Source organism: Cellulomonas fimi (assembly GCF_028583725.1).
Lineage (GTDB): Bacteria > Actinomycetota > Actinomycetes > Actinomycetales > Cellulomonadaceae > Cellulomonas > Cellulomonas fimi_B.
Window position 1 is genome coordinate 1,529,911 of record NZ_CP110680.1, and the last position, 17,455, is coordinate 1,547,365.

Here is a 17,455-nt window from a genome sequence, read left to right on the forward strand (position 1 = left end):
GAGGAAGGTGTCCGGGCACCGTCCATCGTCAGGCGGGCGCCGGCACCCGCCGCGCGGGGCTCAGGCGTCCGCGCCGGACTCGCGCAGGGCCTCGACGAACGACTCGTAGTCCCGGATGTAGTCGTCCGCGTCGTACGGGAGCGACGCGAACACGCCCAGCACGGCGTCCGCGCTGTAGCGGTACTGCGTCCCCCACGTCATCGCGGGCATGTACAGGCCCACGCCGGGCGTGTCGAGCCGTACCTGCGTGCGCTCGGTGCCGTCGTCCACGATGCACGTGACGGAGCCGCGCAGGCACACGAGCACCTGCTCGCAGGCGCGGTGCGCGTGCTCGCCGCGCACGTCCTTGGACGGCACGTCGAACACCGCGAAGAAGCGCGCCGGCACGAAGGGCAGGTCCTGCGCGAACTCGATCGCGGCCAGCGCGCCCCGCATGTCGCTCGCGACCTTCACGGGCACGAGCCGCGCGCCGCCCGCGAGCGACCGCGGCTCGGTGGCGGGCTCGGGCGTCACGACCTGCACGTCGTCGGCCTCGACGTAGCTCACGATGCGCGCAGGGTTGCCCACGACGACCGCGTTCGCGGGCACGTCCTTGGTCACCACGGCGCCCGCGCCGACCATCGCGCGCCGCCCGATCCGCACGCCCGGCAGGATGACCGCGCCGGCGCCGATCGACGCGCCGTCGGCGACGACCGTCTGCAGGAACTCCTCGGGGTACTGCTTGCTGCGCGGGTACCGGTCGTTCGCGAACGTCGCGTTCGGGCCGACGAAGACGTCGTCGCCCAGCCGGATGCCGTCCCACAGCTGCACGCCGGACTTGAGCGTCACCCGGTCGCCCACGACGACGTCGTTCTCGACGAGGACGTGGTCGCACACGTTGCAGTCGGCGCCGATCTTCGCCCCCGGCAGCACGTGGGCGAACGCCCAGACGCGCGTCGCGGGACCGACGTCGGTCGACTCGCAGATGCCCTGGGGGTGGACGAAGACGCTCATACGGGGGTTCTCCTCGGGTGCGGGTCCGGGGTCGGCCGCGCCGGTGCGGGTGGTGTCGGTGGACATGGTCAGGTCGCGCTCTCGACGGAGCGCCGCCGGTGCAGCCGGCCCGTGAGCAGCCGCCCCCCGACGAACGTGAGCGGCGCGGTGACGAGGACGACGAGCGCGCTCGCGTACTCGGGCAGGCCGGCCGACTGGATCGCGCCGACCACGACGAGCCCCACGAGGTACACCGCGACGTACATCCCGACGTACAGCAGCGCGGTGCGCACGTCCATGCGGACGCCGAACACGAACCGGTCCGCGAGCACCGTCGAGAGCACGACGCCCGCCGCGAAGACCAGCGTGTAGGCGAGACGCGGGTCGAGCACGGTGGACAGGAGCGCGAGCAGCACGGCCGTCACCGCCGTGTTGGCGCCGCCCGCGAGCAGGAAGCGCCAGCCGGAGGCGAGGAGGCCGCGTCGCTCGTCAGCCACGCGCGTCGAAGGTCTCGTGCGACGCGGACACCGACAGCGGCCGCTGCTTGCTGTTCTCGTACGCGCGCCAGACGTAGGAGCCGACGACGCCGAGGCCCGACAGCAGCACGAACGTCGAGAACAGCATGACGAGCATGAGCGGCGTGTAGCCGACCTCGTCGATCCGGCCCGTGAGGTAGCTGACGAGCACGACGACGCCGACGGTGAGCGTCACGAGCGCGCCGAGGACGCCGACCGTGCTGAGCACGCTGATCGGGATGTCCGTGAACGAGAACACGCTGTCGAGCAGGTACCGCACGCGCTTGCGCAGCGTCCACGCCGACTTGCCCTCGGTGCGCTCGACGCGCTCGTACGGCACCTCGAGCCGGCGGTAGCCGACCCAGTAGAGCAGCCCGACCAGGCTCGAGTGCGCCTCGCGCATCGCGAGCAGCGCGTCGGCGACCTCGCGCGTGCAGCCGAACACGTCGACGCCGCCGGGCGGGATCGCGGGGTTGATCGTCCGGCGGTACATGCCCCAGAACGTCCGCGACATGAGCGAGTTGAGCGCCGGGTCGGCGCGCGCCTCGCGCCGGCCGACCACGACGTCCGCGGTGCCGGCCGAGAGCGCCGCGAAGAAGTCGATCATGAGCTCCGGCGGCTCCTGCAGGTCCGCCGCCATGACACCGATGTACCGGCCCCGCGCGACGCCCATGCCGGTCCGGATGGCCGCGAACGAGCCGAAGTTCCGCGAGTGCGCGACGAGCTGGCTGTCGATCCCCGCCGTGGGCAGCACCTGCTGGAGCACGTCCAGGGAGCGGTCGGGCGAACCGTCGACGACGAAGACGACCTCGAGCCGGCCCGTCAGGTGCGTCGCGACCTTCTCGAGACGCTCGACGACGGCCGCGACGCTGCCCGCGTTCCCGTAGACCGGGACGACGACCGAGTAGAGGATCGCGTCGTCAGAACCGCTCGAGTGCGTCACAGACCCGCTCCACCTCGTCGTCTCGTAGCTCCGGAAAGACCGGGACCGACAGCACCGACGCGGCGAGCCGCTCGGTGACGGGCAGCGTCACGTGGGCGTGCTCCGCCGCGAGCGCGGGCTGCCGGTGGTCCGGCACCGGGTAGTGCACGTCGACGCCGACGCCCGCCGCCGCGAGGTGCTCGCGCAGCTCGTCGCGGTGGTCGGTCGTCACGACGGCCAGGTGACCGGCGTGCGACGCGTCGTCCGCCGGCAGGACGCGCACGCGCGACGACGCGCGCTCCGCGTACGCCGTGATGATCGCGCGCCGCCGGGCGTTGCCGGCGTCGAGGTGCGGCAGCCGTGCCGACAGCACCGCGGCCTGCACCTCGTCGAGGCGGGAGTTGCGGCCGCCGTCCCGCGCGATGCGGTACTTGCCGCGCCACCCGTACTGCCGCAGCTCGGCGACGGCCGCCGCCACGTCGTCGTCGGCCGTCGCGACCGCGCCGCCGTCGCCCAGGGCGCCGAGGTTCTTGGTGGGGTAGAAGGAGAACGTCGCGACGTCGGCGAGCGCGCCGACCATGCCGTCGGCACGGCGCGCGCCGAGCGCCTGCGCGCAGTCCTCGACGACCTTGACGCCGAGCGGCGCGCACAGCGCCCGCACCGCGGCGACGTCGGCGGCCCGGCCGTACAGGTGCGTCACGACGACGGCCCCGACCTCCGGGCCGAGGACGGGTGCGAGCGTCTCGGCGGTGAGCAGGTGGGTGTCCTCATCCACGTCGGCGTACCGCACGCCGAACCCGGCACGCCGGGCCGCGGTCGTCGTGTAACCGCCGCAGTTGGCGGCGGTCACGACGACGGGCCGGTCCGCCGGGACCACGGCGCGCAGCGCGATCTCGAGCGCGTCGGTCCCGGAGGCGACACCGAGGACGTGCGGGGTGCCGAGGTAGTCGGCGAGCGCGGACTCGAAGCCGCGGTGCGCGGGCCCGTGCACGAGCCAGCCCGAGTCGACGACCCGGGCGACGGTGTCGAGCACGAGGCTGCGGTCGTGGGCGAGCGCGCGCGACAGGTCGTTGAGCGGCACCGCCGGCAGGGTGGCCGTCCCGGGAAGCGTCATCGGGCGTCCAGGAGGCTGTGGAGGTACGTGCCGTAGCCGGACTTCACGAGGCGGTCGGCGCGCTCGCGCAGCTCGTCGTCGCTCAGGAAGCCGCGACGCCACGCGACCTCCTCGGGTGCGCCCACCTTGAGACCCTGGCGGTGCTCGATGGTGCGCACGTAGTCCGACGCCTCGAGGAGCGAGTCGAACGTGCCGGTGTCGAGCCACGCGGTGCCGCGCGGGAGCACCTCCACCTGGAGACGGCCCTGCTCGAGGTACACGCGGTTGACGTCGGTGATCTCGTACTCGCCGCGCGCGGACGGCTTGAGGTCGCGCGCGATGGCCACCACGTCGTTGTCGTAGAAGTAGAGGCCCGGGACGGCGTACGACGACTTCGGCTGCGCCGGCTTCTCCTCGAGGGAGAGCGCGCGGCCGTCCGCGTCGAACTCGACGACACCGTAGGCGGTCGGGTCGGCCACGCGGTACGCGAAGACCGCACCGCCGTCGATGTCGGAGAAGCGCTGCAGCTTCGACCCGAGCCCGGGCCCGTAGAAGATGTTGTCGCCGAGGACGAGCGCGGCGGCCTCGTTCCCGACGAAGTCGGCGCCGAGCACGAACGCCTGCGCGAGACCGTTGGGCTCCGCCTGCACCGTGTAGCTGATCGAGATGCCGAACTGCGAGCCGTCGCCCAGCAGACGCTGGAACTGCTCCGCGTCGTGCGGCGTGGTGATGACCAGGACGTCCCGGATGCCCGCCAGGATCAGCGTCGACAGCGGGTAGTAGATCATCGGCTTGTCGTAGACGGGGACGAGCTGCTTGCTGACGCCGAGGGTGATCGGGTGCAGCCGGGTGCCGGACCCGCCCGCCAGGATGATTCCGCGCATGGGGACACAGTCTGTCCCATCGCCGGTCCGTTCTCCTACTCGCCCGCGTTCCGTCGACGTCGTCGGGGCGCCCGGGTCGCTGCCCGGGCGGTCGCGACCGTCCACAGGGCGGTTCCGGCGGCGCCGACCGCGAAGAGCGACCAGGCGATCGCGGTGCCCGGCTGGACGTACGTCGCCGACAGCTGCCACGAGCCGGGCGGGAGGTCGTCGGCGACGAGCTGGCCGCCGTCGCCCGCGTGCACGGCGAGCTGCCGGCACGGCCCCGAGGGGTCCGGGCACGCCTCGACGCGCCAGCCGTCGTAGTACGCCTCGTTCAGGGCCACGGTCGTCGGGCGGTCGACCACGACCCGGTACACGAGCCGGGGCTCCGGCGAGTACGACTCCGGGGCCGTCGCGACCAGCCCGCACGCCGCCTCGCGCGCGCACGCCCGCGACCGGCTCGCCGGGGGGAGCGCGTCGCCCTCCGACGCGACGACCATGCCGGGTGCCCGCCAGAACGCCCACGCGTCGGCCCGCGTGGCGTCGTCCTGCAGCGTCGCGACGATCCGCTCGAAGGTCGGCGTGCCCTTGAGGTTGGCGTAGCCGTCGAACCCGAGGTGCCCGGAGTAGAAGGCCTGGCCGCCGCCTGCGCCGAAGAACGCGTCGACGCTGTGCCCGGTGAACGTCGGCAGCACGTTCGTCCGTGCCGGTCGCCGCACGGCGGACGTGTCGGCGTCCCGCTCCGCGAGGAGCTCGGCGACGGGTGCGTGGAACGCGCGCATCTCCGCCGTCTCCCGGGGGAACGACCACGGCTTGGGGGTCGACGTCGCCCACACGACGCCCGACGCGAGCGTGAGGACCGCCAGGGACCCGACCAGCACGGGCAGGGGCGACGCCCTGCGGATGGCGACGACCAGGAGCGCGGCGGTCACGACGAGGACCGACCCCTGCACCCACCGCTCCGTCGGGTCGAAGGGGCCGTGCGCGCCCACCACCAGGGCCGTCACGAGCAGGGCGACGAGGTAGACGACCCGCCCCGGTGTGAGGACGCGCGACGGCTCCCGCGCGTCACCGCGTCGGGCGTACGCCGTGACGCGGTCCACGCCGGTCGCTGCGAGCACGACGACGCAGAGCAGGAGGAACGGCTTGACGTCCGACAGGCGGAACCTGCTGACGCCCAGCGCGGGCAGCTGGTCGACGAGGTCCGACCAGGGGGCGTCGGGAGCGCCGATGACGATCGCCAGGAGGCCCGTCCCGGCGGCGACCCGGGCGAGCGGTGCCCGCCACGGCACGAAGGCGACGGCGACCAGCGCGGTCGCGGGCAGGAACAGCGAGCGCATCGTGATGTCGTTGGGCAGGCTCCGGTCCCCGTAGCCGTACCAGAGCGTGCCGAGCAGCTCCCAGGTCCAGGTCATGGTGTCGCCGTCGCCCGCCCCCGCCGCCCCGCGGGTCAGGTAGGCGGGCAGGAACCGCACGAGGGTGAGCAGGAGCGCTGCCGCACCGGCGGCGACGAGCGGGAGCAGGTAGTCGCCCGGTCGCGGGCGGCTCGTGAGCTGGTGCAGGACCACCCAGGCCGCACCCAGGTAGACCGTGACGATGAGGATGCCCGGATAGCTGCCGAGCACGGCCTGCCACAGCACCAGCACGCCCACCGCGGGCGCCCACGGGCGTCGCCACGGCCAGCGGGGCGACGCGACGAGCAGCACCCAGGGCAGCCACGCGTAGGCGCGCATGATGTCGAGGTGCGACGCGTTGGCGTAGAAGCCTGCGGCGAAGTGCCACATCACCATGGCGACGAGGGCTGCCCCGGGAGCCAGGCGCCAGCGCCGTGCGAGGACGTAGACGCCGAGCGCACCGAACGCGACGTGCAGCCCGGACAGCACCGCGGCCGCGTGCTGGTCGTAGGGCGTCACGGCGCTCATCAGGCCGACCGGCAGGTACCACGAGCTGTTCTGCAGCCCGGCGGCCCCGGGGTAGCCGCCCCACAGGTAGGGCATCCACTGCACGGGTCGGAAGAAGCTGCCGTCGCGCCACCAGGCGAACGCCTCGGTCGTGTAGCTGCCCTGGAAGTCCCACGGCGGCACGACGGCGCCCGTCCAGTAGCGACCGAAGACGAGGGCCTGGACGACGACGAGCACCGCGAGCACGACCGCCGCCTCGCGGAGCAGCGCGCGACGCCGGTCCGCTCGGTCGTCGGTGTCGCCTCGACGGCCGGCCGGCCCGCGGTCGGCGTGCCGAGGGGCGACGGCGGGGCGGCGCGCGCGGCGGGCCTCGTCCGCAGGCGCCTCCGCCGGGTTCTGCGGAGCAGGGGTCCCCGCACTCATCGGGCGACGACGGTGCTCAGCGGGACGCGGGCGGAGCCGGCGGCCTCGCGCCTCGCGCGCACCGGCGACTCGACTCCTCGCATGGGGACAGAGTGTCCCACGTGCCGCGGCCGTCCTCGGCGGAGCCGCGAGGGGCGCCGAGGTCAGGCGCGCGGTGCGACGCCCGTGTCGACCTCCACCCGCTCGCTCGTCACGAGCCGGCCCAGCGCCTCCGGGTCGGCACGCAGCCGGCCGGCGGTCGCGGCGTCGAGGACGACCAGCGACCCGTCCGCCGCGAGGACGCCGAGCGCGTGACGGAGGAACGTCGCGACGTCCGCGGCGCCGGCGTCGACGAGCGTGCGTGCGCCCACGGCGGCGGGCGCGACGAGGGCGTCGTGGGGGACCTGCATGCCGGCGACGTCGAGGGCGGGTGCGGCGCGGTCCACGGGCGGCGCCCAGCCGACGACGTCGCCGTACGTCATGACGGCGGAGGCGGCGTCGACGGCGCCTCCGGGCAGCGGGCCGTCGAACCGGCGCGCGAGCGCGGCGAGCGCGACCGCGACCACGTCGCCGCGCGTCTCGGGTGCCGGCCGGTGGGTCGCGAGGACGTCGTGCTCATCTCCGTCGAGGACGACGCACGCGCCGCAGCGCCACGTCGCCATCGCCCACACGAGCGTCCGCCAGTGGGGCGGCAGGTCGAGCGCGACGCGCGTGCCGGGAGCGGCGTCGAACTCCTCGACGAGGAGGTTCGTCGTCTTGTTGACCCAGTTCTCGAGCACCGCGCCGGAGAGCTCGACACGCTCGCCGTCGGCGCCGTACCAGGTGAGCCGGGGACGGCCGGGATTTCGGGTGACGAGGGTCAGCAGGTCCGCGATGGTGGCTCCGGGCACGGGCTCAGAGTAGGCGCGACACGCCGTCTTCACCCGTGTGCCACAAGTTCACCCCGACATATCCGGGCAACTACCACGGCTCGGCTTGACGGCCTCGAACGACACGCGTGTAATTCCTGAGAAGAGATTCATGCGCGAGCACCACCACGCGGCGTCCTGCGGGAGCCGCACTGCCGAGCCTTGAACGAACCGCACGAAAGACCCGCACGGAGGCACGCCATGTGGAACCTGCTCGACGACGACGACGAGACCTTCCCGAGCGACGCCCGCAAGCCCGCAGCACCCGCGTCGAACGTGCTGTCGCTGTTCGGTGCGCCCGAGGACGACGGCCCGATGGGGTGGCAGGAGCGCGCGCTGTGCGCGCAGACCGACCCGGAAGCGTTCTTCCCCGAGAAGGGCGGCTCGACCCGCGAGGCGAAGCGCGTCTGCACCGGCTGCGACGTCCGCTCCGAGTGCCTCGAGTACGCGCTCGCGAACGACGAGCGGTTCGGCATCTGGGGCGGGCTGTCCGAGCGTGAGCGCCGCAAGCTGAAGCGCCGGGTCGTCTGACGCGTGTCGGTCGAGGGGTTCGCGGACCCCGGACGGCAGGATGGCCCGAGCATGACCGAGACCCTCCCGCCCGTGGACGCACCCACGACCACCGCACCCCTCCCGGTGACGACGCCGGTGACGGCGGTCGTCGTGACCCGGGGCCGGACGCGTTACCTGGACGACGCGCTCGCGGCCCTCGCCGCGTCGACCCGTCGCCCGGCCCGGGTGCTGCTGGTCGACGTCGCGCCCCGACCCGAGGTCGGCGGCGCCCTCGAGGACGCCTTCTCCCGGCAGTCCGCGTCGCCGCGCCCCCAGCTGCGCACGGTGCACGTGCCCGGTGCGCGGACGTTCGGGCACGCGGTGCGCGCCGCCCTCGCAGACCCGCAGGTCCGCGCCGACGGGCCGCCCTCGACGTGGCTCTGGCTCCTGCACGACGACAGCGCCCCCGCGCCGGACGCGCTCGCGGAGCTCGTGCGCGCCGTCGGCCACGCGCGCTCGGTCGCGGTCGCGGGCGTCAAGCAGCGCACCTGGACGGACCCCGAGCGCCTGCTCGAGGTCGGGCTGCGCACGTCGCCGGCCGGTCGCCGGCTCACGGACGTGGCACCGGGGGAGCTCGACCAGGGCCAGCTCGACGGCCGCGAGGACGTGCTGGGCGTGGGCCTCGTCGGCGCGCTCGTCCGGCGCGACGTGTGGGACGAGCTCGACGGGCCCGACCCCGCGCTCGGGCCGTTCGGCGACGGCGAGGACCTGTCACGCCGGGCCCGGCTCGCCGGGCACCGCGTGGTCGTCGTGCCCGCGGCCGTCGTCCGGCACGCGCAGGCCTCGTACGCCGGCCTGCGGTCCGCCGACGACGCGCCCGTCGACCGGGACGGTGACGGCCTCGACGACGCGGGCGACCCGCACCGCTCCTACGCCGCGCGCCGCCGCGCCACCGTTCACCAGCACCTCGCCGCGGTGCCGCTCGCGTGGGCGCCGTTCGCAGCGCTGCTGTTCCTCGGTGCGGGGCTGCTGCGGTCGCTCGTGCGGCTCGGCGCCAAGCAGCCCGGCCTCGCGGTCGACGAGCTGCGCGCGCCGCTCGCCGCAGTCCTGCGTCCCGACGCCGTCGCCCGGGCCCGCGCGCGGGCACGCCGCACCCGGCGGCTGCCGCGCCGCACCCTGCGTCCCCTGCAGGCGCGGTGGCGCGAGGTCTGGGCGCTCGACCGGGACCGCCGGCTGTCGCGTGCCGAGGCCCGGCGGGTCGTGCGCGCCCCGAGCGAGCTCGAGCTGCGCGAGCTCGCCGCGCTCGCGTCGCGGCGCCGCGCCACGTTCGTCGTGCTGCTCGTCCTGCTGCTGCTGCTGACCGCCGTCGCGCTCGGGCCCCTCGTGAGCGCGGCCGCGGGCGGTGCGTCGGTCGTCGGCGGTGCCCTGCTGGCCGCGGGGACCGACCTGGCCGGGCTGTGGCGCGCCGCGACGTCGGGGTGGGTCGCGGGCGGGCTCGGCGCGCCCGGCCCCGCGGACCCGCTGCTCGCGGTGCTGCTCGTGCCGAGCACGCTCGCGGCGGGGGAGACGTCGCTCGCCGTCGCCGTGGTCCTGCTCGGGGGTGTGCTGCTGTCCGGTCTCGGGGCGTGGGCGGCCGCCGGTGCCGCGACACGGTCCGTCGGCGTGCGCGCGTGGGCCGCCGTCGTCTGGGCCGCGGCTCCCGCGCTGCTGCTCGCGCTCGGCGACGGGCGGCTCGGTCCCGTGCTCGCGCACGCCGCGCTCCCGTGGGTCGCGCTCGGCCTGGTCCGCGCGGTCGGCGTGCAGCGCGTCGACCAGGTGCTCTCCGGGCTCGTCACGGCGCGACGTGCGGACGACGACGAGGCCGACGGCGGCGAGCACCGCGTCGCCCACGGCCGCGCGGTCAGCGACGAGGAGGGCGTCGACGAGGACCGCGTCGAGGCGGACGTCGCCACGCCGATCCGCGGCGTCCCGACCGTCCCGACGCAGCGCGTCGCACCGCCCGCGGCCGTCGTCGACCTCGTCGAGGCGCGGCGTCTCGTGGGCGCCCCCGACCCGACCGGCTCCCTGACCGCCGCGGCCGGGGCGGCGCTCGCGTTCGCGGTCGTGGTCGCCGCCGCCCCCTCGCTCCTCGTGCCGGGGACGCTCGCCGTCCTCGTCGTCGCGCTCGGCGTGCCGCGCCGCCGCGCCCGGCTGCTGCTCGTCCCCGTGCCCGCGCTCGTGCTCACCGGCCCCCTGCTGGTCGAGGCGCTGCGTCGCGGGGTCGCCGGGTGGCGCGTCCTGCTCGCCGATCCCGGCCTGCCCCAGGCGGCCACGGCGGCCGACCCGGTCGCCCGGCTGCTCGGCGTGCCCGCCGACCCGTCGGCGCTCGTGCCCGACGGTCTGCACGGGGTCGTCGCCGACGCGTGGCCGCTCGTCCCGGGCGGTGTCCTGCTGCTGCTCGCGGGGCTCGCGCTGCTGCGCGGACGACCCGTCGCGCGGGGTGTCCGCGTCGCGTGGCTGGTCGTGGCCCTCGGCCTGGCCGGCGCGACCGCGGCGACCGCCGTCGCGGTCGGCGTCGACGGCTCGACCGCGGTGCGCGGCTGGGCCGGTCCCGGCCTGTCGCTCGCGTGGGCCGGCCTGCTTGCGGCGGCCCTGCTCGGCGCCGACCGGCTGCGCGAGCGCCTCGCGGCGGCGTCGTTCGGCTGGCGCCAGCCGCTCGCGGGCCTGCTCACCGTCGTCGCGGTCGTCGCGCCCCTCGCCGTGCTCGGCGCGTGGACGTGGGAGGCGCGCGAGGGCGACGCCGTCGCGCTGCGCGCCCAGGAGACGACCGTCGTGCCCGCCGTCGGGCAGCAGGCGCAGGCCTCGCCGCTCGCCGCGCGCGTCCTCGCGGTCGAGGTCCGCGGCACCGACGCCAGCGACCCCCTCGCGACCTGGCAGCTCATGAGCGGCGACGGCCCCCAGCTCGACGACGTCTCCGCCACGACCGCGACGCGCGCGCTCACCGGCGACCTCGACGCGCCGCAGGCCCGCGCTGCCGATGCCGCCACCGAGGAGGTCGACGCGCTCGTCGCGCGCCTGGTCGCGGGCTCGGGGGGCGACGTGGCGGGCGAGCTCGCAGGGCTCGCCGTCGCGGACGTCCTCGTCCCGTCCCTCGACCCGACCCGCGCCGCCGACCGGGGAGCGCGCGCCCTGCGCGACGACCTCGTCTCACGACTCGACTCCACGCCCGGGCTCGAGCGCGTCACGCAGACGCCCGCGGGCACCCTGTGGCGCGTGCGGGCCACCGCCGCCCCCGGTCGGACGGCGCCCGTGGTCGTGCCCGCGTGGGCGCGCCTGGTGCCCCAGGGCGCCGACGTGCGCGACGTGACCGTCGACGCCGTCGCGGTCCCGGCACGCGCGCGGACGGTCGAGGCCGACGTCACGGCCGGGGACGCGCCGCGCGTCCTGGTGCTCGCGGAGCGGGCGGACGCCCGCTGGCGCGCGTGGCTCGACGGGCGGTCGCTGCGGGCCGTCGACGCCGGCTGGCGGCAGGGGTTCGAGGTCCCGGCCGACGGCGGGCGGCTCGTCGTCCGCTACGACCCGCCCGACCGCGAGCCGTGGCTCGCCGCGCAGGGCGCCGTGCTGCTCGTGACGGTGCTGCTCGCGCTGCCCGTGCGGCGGCGCCGGGTGACGGCATGAACGCCGCGACGGACGGAGGCGCCGTGAGCGGGGGACACGTCTGGCGCGGTCGGCTCGTGCGCGCGGGCTCGGGGCTCGTCGTGGCGGGCGTCGTCGCCGGCGTCGTCGTCGCGGGCGGGGGTGCGCCCGGCACCGCGGTGGACGGGCTCGGCCCGGCCGACGTGCCCGTCCCGCCCGCCGCGACGACCCTCGTGTGCGCCGGGCCGCTGCTGCTGCCCGACGACACCGGCCGCGGTGACTCGGCCTTCGACCCGACCCCGGTCGACCCCGTCACGACGGTGTCGGCGGTGTCCTCGACGCCCGGGCCCGGCACGGTGACGACGCTCGACGGCTCGACGACCCCGGCCCGGCTGGGGTCGGGCGCGCAGGGCGTGACCGTCGACCAGGTCGCGTCGCCGCTCGTCGTCCGTGCCGAGCCCGGCGACACCGCGCCCGCCCGCGTCGGTGCCGTGAGCAGCGGCGTCGTCACCGCGGGCGACCTGCGCGGGCTGTCGGCCGCGTCGTGCCAGCACCCGACGGCCGACGCGTGGCTGGTCGGTGGCGCGACGGACCTCACGAGCACCGCGCAGCTCGTCCTCGTCAACGCCGGCAGCACGCCGGCGGAGGTCGCGATCGAGGTGTGGGGGCCGGCCGGCGCGGTGGACCTCACGGGCGAGCGCTACCTCGTCGCGCCGGGCGCGCAGCGCGTCGTCCCGGTCGGTGCGGTCGCGGCCGAGCAGCGCCGGCTCGTCGTGCACGTCTCGACCACCGGCGGGCGCGTCGCTGCGCACCTGCAGGACTCCGCGCTCGACGGGTTCACCCCGGCGGGCACCGACCTCGTGGTGCCCGGCCAGGCGCCGGCGACCCGTCAGGTCGTGACGGGCGTGTCCGTCGAGGGCAGCGAGGTCGGCGACGAGGACGCGGGCGCGCTGCGGCTGCTCGCGCCGGGGGAGGAGGCCACGACCGCCGCGGTGTCCCTGCTGGGCCCCGACGGTCCGACGCCGCTGCCCGGCGCCGAGTCGGTCGAGCTGCGGCCGGGCGAGGTCACCGACGTGCCGCTGGGCGGCGTCGCCGCCGGCACCTACACGCTCGTGGTCGACGCCGACCAGCCCGTCGTGGCGTCCGCCGTGCTCACCCGGCCGGGTGCGGCCGGGGAGCTCGACGACGTGCCGAGCCTGGAACGCGCGTGGGCGGCGTCGTCCTCGCCCGCCGACGGCGGCGTCGCGGTCCTGCCCGAGACGACGGCCGGCTCGCTCGTGCTCGCGGGCCTCCCCGCACCCGGTCTCGCCGCGGACTCGGTCGACGGCGGCGGCACGGCGGCCGCGACCGTGCGCCTGCTCGGTGACGACGGCCGCGTCGTGGCCGAGCGGCGGGTCGCGGTCCCCGTCGGGACGACCGGTGCGTGGTCCGTCGAGGCGCTGGTCGGCGGCGACGGCGTCGTCACACCGTCGACGTCCCTCGCGGCGCCGACCGGCACACCCGTCGTGCGCGCCGTGGACGTGGTCCTCGACGACGGCACCGAGGCGGCGTGGGCGCTCGTGGTGGGGCTGTCCCGGCCGGACGGCGTGCTCTTCTCCGTGCTGCAGCCCGTGCCCGCGCTCGTGCGCGCACCCGACGTCGCGGTGCAGCACGACCCGCGCCTCGGGACCCGCTGACCGGTCAGGCGGGTCCGGCGGCCCTCTCCGACCCGTGCCGGGCTGTCGGCGTCGTGGCTGCGGTCAGCGCACGGCGGCGCGCAGCTCCGCGCGTTCCCGCAGGCGCAGGCCGACCCCGACCGCGACGCGCACGGGCCACTGCCAGACGTGCGGGTAGCGGCGCCCGACGTAGCGGGCCGCGCTCGTGTGGTGCGCGGAGATCATGCGGGCGGGCCGCTCGCGCCACGACGTGCCGCCGACGTGCGTGACGCGCGCGTCGGGGACGTACAGGTTCGACCAGCCGGCGCGGCCGAGCCGCTCGCCGAGGTCGACGTCCTCGAAGAACATGAAGTAGCCGTCGTCGAACCCGCCGACCTCCTCGAACGCGGTCCGGCGCAGCAGGAGGCACGCCCCCGAGAGCCAGCCGGCCTCGCGCTGGTCGCCGCCGTCCTCGTGCTGCGCGCGGTAGGTCCGGGTCCACGGGTTGCCGGGCCACACCCGGACGAGCAGCGCGTGCCCGGCGCCCTGGGTGAGCGACGGCAGCGCGCGGGCCGACGGGTAGACGGTGCCGTCGACGTTGAGCAGGGCCGGGCCGAGCGCACCCGCACGGGGGTGCTCCGCACCGGCGGCGAGGAGCACGTCGAGCGAGCCGGGGCCCCACTCGAGGTCCGAGTTCGCGACGACGAGCCACGGCGACGCCGCGTCCCGGGCGCCGAGGTTCGCGCCGCCGCCGTAGCCGAGGTTCGCGCCCGACTCGACCACGCGGGCGCCGTGCCGTGCGGCGACCTCGCGGGCGACCGTCGGGTCGTCGCCGTTGTCGACGACGACGAGCTCGTAGGGGGCGGTCGTCGCGCCGGCGAGGGTGCGCGCGAAGCGCTCCAGCTCCTCGCCGGGGTGGTAGACGACGCAGACGACTCGGACGGTGGGGGCGGGGCTGCTCATCGTGCGCCCAGGTTAGTGGGCGTCACCGTACCCGGGGTCCACGTCCTCGGGGGCCCGTCCCAGGAGGTGCGCCACCTGCTCGACGACGACGTCACGCACCAGGTCCGCGAGGTCGGCGGCGTCCGTGGCGCGCGACTCGACCGGGCGGCGGTACACGACGATGCGCGCGGGCAGCCCGGAGTCGGCGGGGAAGTAGCGGCCGAGCGGCACCCCGCCGTGCTCCCACGGCGCCGGGTTGGACGGCGGCACGTCCTCGACCGCGAACTCGGTGCCGTCGAGCTGCCGGGTCCAGCGCCGCTCGAGCCGCTCCACGGCGTCGAGGACGAGGTCGTCGAACCGTTCCGCCCGCGTGCGGTACGCGGGCATGGTCGACGGCATCATCGGGCCGCGCGGGCCCCGGCCACGACGGTCGCGCCTCCGCACCGGCTGGACGCGCGCCTCGCCCGGTGCGGGGGCGGCGCCGCGGCGACCGAGCGGGCCGGCCCGGTGCCCGGGAGCGTGGGAGTGGCCGGCGGACGTCACGCGCTCAACCCTAGTCCGCGCGGCCCGCGACGGCCGGAGCGGGTGCCGGGTCGTGGCTCCGGCGTGGCGCGCCTCGCACGGGCCGGTGCGACCCCGCAGGGGTGGGCCCGGGGACCTTCCGCGCCCGGTCGGGCGACGCGGTGCGGCGTGGGGGACGCCACGTGTCGCCGACGGGCGGTACGGTCACCCCGTGAGATCCGTCCGGCAGTGCTCGCGCACGGCGTGCGGCCGTGCCGCCGTGGCCACGCTGACCTACGTGTACGCCGACTCGACGGCCGTCCTGGGCCCGCTGGCGCACCACGCCGAGCCGCACTCCTACGACCTGTGCGTCGAGCACGCCGAGCGGCTCACGGCCCCCCGCGGCTGGGAGGTCGTCCGGTTGACGCCGGACTTCACCCCTGCCGCGCCGAGCCGCGACGACCTGCTCGCGCTGGCCGACGCCGTGCGTGAGGCGGGTCGCGGACGGCTCGCCGCCCCGGCCGCCGCGCCCGCGGCCGAGCCGGTGCCCGACACGCTCGCGGACGCGCCCCGTCGCGGGCACCTGCGCGTGCTGCGGGGAGAGGGCTGAGCGGTGCCGCGACGCAAGGGGGAGTCGTCGCGGTCGCGCGGGGCGCTGCCGCCGGAGCCGCTGGGCTCGATGAGCCAGCCGACGGGACCGCTGGTGCCCGGCACGGAGGCGTGCCGGCAGTGCGGGTCGCCCGACCTCACCCGCATCCGGATGACCCTGTCGAGCGGGCGCCCCGCGGTGTTCGTGTCCTGCCCCGCGTGCGAGCAGACGGGCTGGTTCGCGCTCGACGGCGACGGCGAGCCGCTGTCGCGCGACGAGGTCGTCGGGCGCGACGGCACGGCCTGAGCCGGGCGGCGACGCGCGGCGTTCCGGCAGGTGGCGGGCGACGGTGCGGTCCGAGCCGATCGGTACGATGCCGGGTGTGACGACTCCTTCGCCCGACCGTGTCGACCTGTCCGCGCTGATCAAGGCCTACGACGTCCGGGGTGTCGTCCCCGAGCAGCTCGACGCGAGCGTCGCGCGGGCGATCGGCGCCGCGTTCGCGGACGTCGTCGTCCTCCCCGAGACGACCGGCCGGCCGCGCGCGGTCGTCGGCAACGACATGCGGCCGTCAGGCCCGGAGCTCGTCGCCGCGTTCGCCGCAGGACTCACCGCACGCGGAGTCGACGTGGAGCTCATCGGGCTCGCGTCGACCGACGGCCTGTACTTCGCGTCGGGCTCGCTCGACATCCCGGGCGCGATGTTCACCGCGAGCCACAACCCGGCCGAGTACAACGGCATCAAGCTGTGCCGCGCGGGCGCCCGCCCGGTCGGCCAGGACTCCGGCCTCGCGACGATCCGCGAGCTCGCGGGCGACTACCTCACGTCGGGCGTGCCGGAGGTCGCCGACGAGGCGCGCGGCACCGTCACCGAGCGCGAGATGCTCGCGGCGTACGCGGGCTTCCTGCGCACGCTCGTCGACCTGTCGGGGATCCGCCCGCTCAAGGTCGTCGTCGACGCCGGCAACGGCATGGGCGGGTACACGGCGCCGGCGGTGCTCGGCACCGCGGCGGGCCTGCCGGAGCTGCCGCTCGACGTCGTCCCGCTGTACTTCGAGCTCGACGGCACGTTCCCGAACCACGAGGCCAACCCGCTGGAGCCGGAGAACCTGCGCGACCTGCAGCGCGCGGTCGTCGAGCACGGCGCCGACATCGGGCTCGCGTTCGACGGCGACGCGGACCGCTGCTTCGTCGTGGACGAGCGCGGCGAGCCGGTGAGCCCGTCGGCCGTCACGGCGCTCGTGGGCCTGCGGGAGGTCGCGCGCGAGCGGGCCGAGGGCCGCACGCCGACCGTGATCCACAACCTCATCACGTCGATGGTCGTGCCCGACCTCCTCACCGCGGCGGGCGCCCGGACGGTGCGCACGCGCGTCGGCCACTCGTTCATCAAGGCCGAGATGGCCGCGCACGAGGCCGTGTTCGGCGGCGAGCACAGCGCGCACTACTACTTCCGCGACTTCTTCTTCGCCGACACCGGCATGCTCGCGGCGCTGCACGTGCTCGCGGCCCTCGGCGGCCAGCCGCACCCGCTGTCGGCGCTGGCCGACCAGTACCAGCCGTACGTCGCGAGCGGCGAGATCAACTCGCGGGTCGTGGACGTCGCCGCCGCCCGTGCGCGGGTCGTCGAGGCGTACGTGACCCGGCAGGGTGCGGGGCCGGTCGAGGTCGACGAGCTCGACGGGCTCACGGTGTCGCACTGGGACGGCCAGCCGCAGTGGTGGTTCAACCTGCGCGCGTCGAACACCGAGCCGCTGCTGCGGCTCAACGTGGAGGCCGCGGACGAGGACATCATGGAGAAGGTGCGCGACGACGTCCTGGCGCTCGTGCGCCAGGGAGAGGACGACTGATGAGCACCGACGCCACGCACCCGCTGGAGCCGTGGGTCCGGGACCTGCTGCGCTGCCCGGTGTCCGGCGCGACCCTGGTCGACGCGACCGGTCCGGACGGCGAGCCGCTGCTCGTCTCCACGCACCCGACGGAGCCGCTCGCGTACCCGGTGCGCGACGGCATCCCCGTGCTGCTCGCGGACGAGGCGCGCCCGGCACCCGGTCGCTGACGGGCGGTCCGTCCGCGCGCGGCGCGCCGTCGCGACCCGGGACGGACCGGA

The 17,455-nt window shown here is 76.2% G+C and carries 16 protein-coding genes; 7 read left to right on the top strand and 9 right to left on the bottom strand.

What is annotated here, in order from left to right:
- Positions 1-60 precede the first annotated feature (60 nt).
- The 7 genes from OOT42_RS07005 to OOT42_RS07035 all read right to left on the bottom strand — a co-directional run bounded on the left by OOT42_RS07005 (position 61) and on the right by OOT42_RS07035 (position 7,558).
- A complete protein-coding gene (locus OOT42_RS07005; protein ID WP_273654165.1) occupies positions 61-1,059 on the bottom strand; it encodes a WxcM-like domain-containing protein in 999 nt (332 codons plus the stop codon).
- Positions 1,060-1,061: 2 nt separating this feature from the next.
- Positions 1,062-1,469: a GtrA family protein gene (locus tag OOT42_RS07010; protein WP_273654166.1), complete on the bottom strand. Its 408-nt coding sequence runs from the start codon at positions 1,467-1,469 to the stop codon at positions 1,062-1,064.
- Positions 1,462-2,430, bottom strand: coding sequence for a glycosyltransferase family 2 protein (locus tag OOT42_RS07015; RefSeq protein WP_273654167.1), 969 nt, complete (start codon positions 2,428-2,430; stop codon positions 1,462-1,464). The genes OOT42_RS07010 and OOT42_RS07015 overlap by 8 nt, the downstream gene beginning before the upstream one ends.
- Positions 2,408-3,523, bottom strand: a complete 1,116-nt coding sequence (locus tag OOT42_RS07020) for a DegT/DnrJ/EryC1/StrS family aminotransferase (protein WP_273654168.1) — start codon at positions 3,521-3,523, stop codon at positions 2,408-2,410. Before OOT42_RS07020 ends, OOT42_RS07015 begins: the two co-directional genes overlap by 23 nt.
- On the bottom strand, positions 3,520-4,386 hold the full coding sequence (rfbA, locus tag OOT42_RS07025; RefSeq protein ID WP_273654169.1) for a glucose-1-phosphate thymidylyltransferase RfbA: 867 nt from the start codon (positions 4,384-4,386) through the stop codon (positions 3,520-3,522). The genes OOT42_RS07020 and rfbA overlap by 4 nt, the downstream gene beginning before the upstream one ends.
- Positions 4,387-4,421: 35 nt before the next feature.
- Positions 4,422-6,689, bottom strand: coding sequence for a hypothetical protein (locus tag OOT42_RS07030; protein ID WP_273654170.1), 2,268 nt, complete (start codon positions 6,687-6,689; stop codon positions 4,422-4,424).
- Positions 6,690-6,832: 143 nt separating this feature from the next.
- Positions 6,833-7,558, bottom strand: coding sequence for a TIGR03089 family protein (locus OOT42_RS07035; protein WP_273654171.1), 726 nt, complete (start codon positions 7,556-7,558; stop codon positions 6,833-6,835).
- A 219-nt stretch (positions 7,559-7,777) separates the two neighbouring features.
- Between OOT42_RS07035 and OOT42_RS07040 the strand changes: the two genes are divergently transcribed.
- From OOT42_RS07040 to OOT42_RS07050, 3 genes are read left to right on the top strand one after another with little or no spacing between them, the layout of a single operon-like run.
- Positions 7,778-8,107 carry a WhiB family transcriptional regulator gene (locus OOT42_RS07040; protein WP_273654172.1) on the top strand — a complete coding sequence of 110 codons (330 nt, stop codon included), beginning with the start codon at positions 7,778-7,780 and terminating at the stop codon, positions 8,105-8,107.
- A gap of 51 nt (positions 8,108-8,158) precedes the next feature.
- Positions 8,159-11,725, top strand: coding sequence for a glycosyltransferase (locus OOT42_RS07045; protein ID WP_273654173.1), 3,567 nt, complete (start codon positions 8,159-8,161; stop codon positions 11,723-11,725).
- 23 nt (positions 11,726-11,748) lie between these two features.
- Positions 11,749-13,359, top strand: coding sequence for a DUF5719 family protein (locus OOT42_RS07050; RefSeq protein ID WP_273654174.1), 1,611 nt, complete (start codon positions 11,749-11,751; stop codon positions 13,357-13,359).
- A gap of 63 nt (positions 13,360-13,422) precedes the next feature.
- On the opposite strand, the gene OOT42_RS07055 is transcribed toward OOT42_RS07050, so the two are convergent.
- Positions 13,423-14,280, bottom strand: a complete 858-nt coding sequence (locus tag OOT42_RS07055) for a glycosyltransferase family 2 protein (RefSeq protein ID WP_273654175.1) — start codon at positions 14,278-14,280, stop codon at positions 13,423-13,425.
- 12 nt (positions 14,281-14,292) lie between these two features.
- The gene (locus tag OOT42_RS07060; protein ID WP_423775974.1) at positions 14,293-14,802 is read right to left on the bottom strand and encodes a metallopeptidase family protein; all 510 of its coding nucleotides are present in this window, start codon (positions 14,800-14,802) and stop codon (positions 14,293-14,295) included.
- Between the two features lie 190 nt (positions 14,803-14,992).
- Between OOT42_RS07060 and OOT42_RS07065 the strand changes: the two genes are divergently transcribed.
- The 4 genes from OOT42_RS07065 (at position 14,993) to OOT42_RS07080 (ending at position 17,404) form a co-directional block, all read left to right on the top strand.
- Positions 14,993-15,370, top strand: a complete 378-nt coding sequence (locus OOT42_RS07065) for a DUF3499 domain-containing protein (RefSeq protein ID WP_273654176.1) — start codon at positions 14,993-14,995, stop codon at positions 15,368-15,370.
- A gap of 3 nt (positions 15,371-15,373) precedes the next feature.
- Complete coding sequence (locus tag OOT42_RS07070) at positions 15,374-15,655, top strand: hypothetical protein (RefSeq protein WP_273654177.1); 282 nt, start codon at positions 15,374-15,376, stop codon at positions 15,653-15,655.
- A 67-nt stretch (positions 15,656-15,722) separates the two neighbouring features.
- Positions 15,723-17,195 carry a phosphomannomutase/phosphoglucomutase gene (locus OOT42_RS07075; RefSeq protein WP_273654799.1) on the top strand — a complete coding sequence of 491 codons (1,473 nt, stop codon included), beginning with the start codon at positions 15,723-15,725 and terminating at the stop codon, positions 17,193-17,195.
- Positions 17,195-17,404 carry a Trm112 family protein gene (locus tag OOT42_RS07080; RefSeq protein ID WP_273654178.1) on the top strand — a complete coding sequence of 70 codons (210 nt, stop codon included), beginning with the start codon at positions 17,195-17,197 and terminating at the stop codon, positions 17,402-17,404. Before OOT42_RS07075 ends, OOT42_RS07080 begins: the two co-directional genes overlap by 1 nt.
- Positions 17,405-17,455 lie beyond the last annotated feature (51 nt).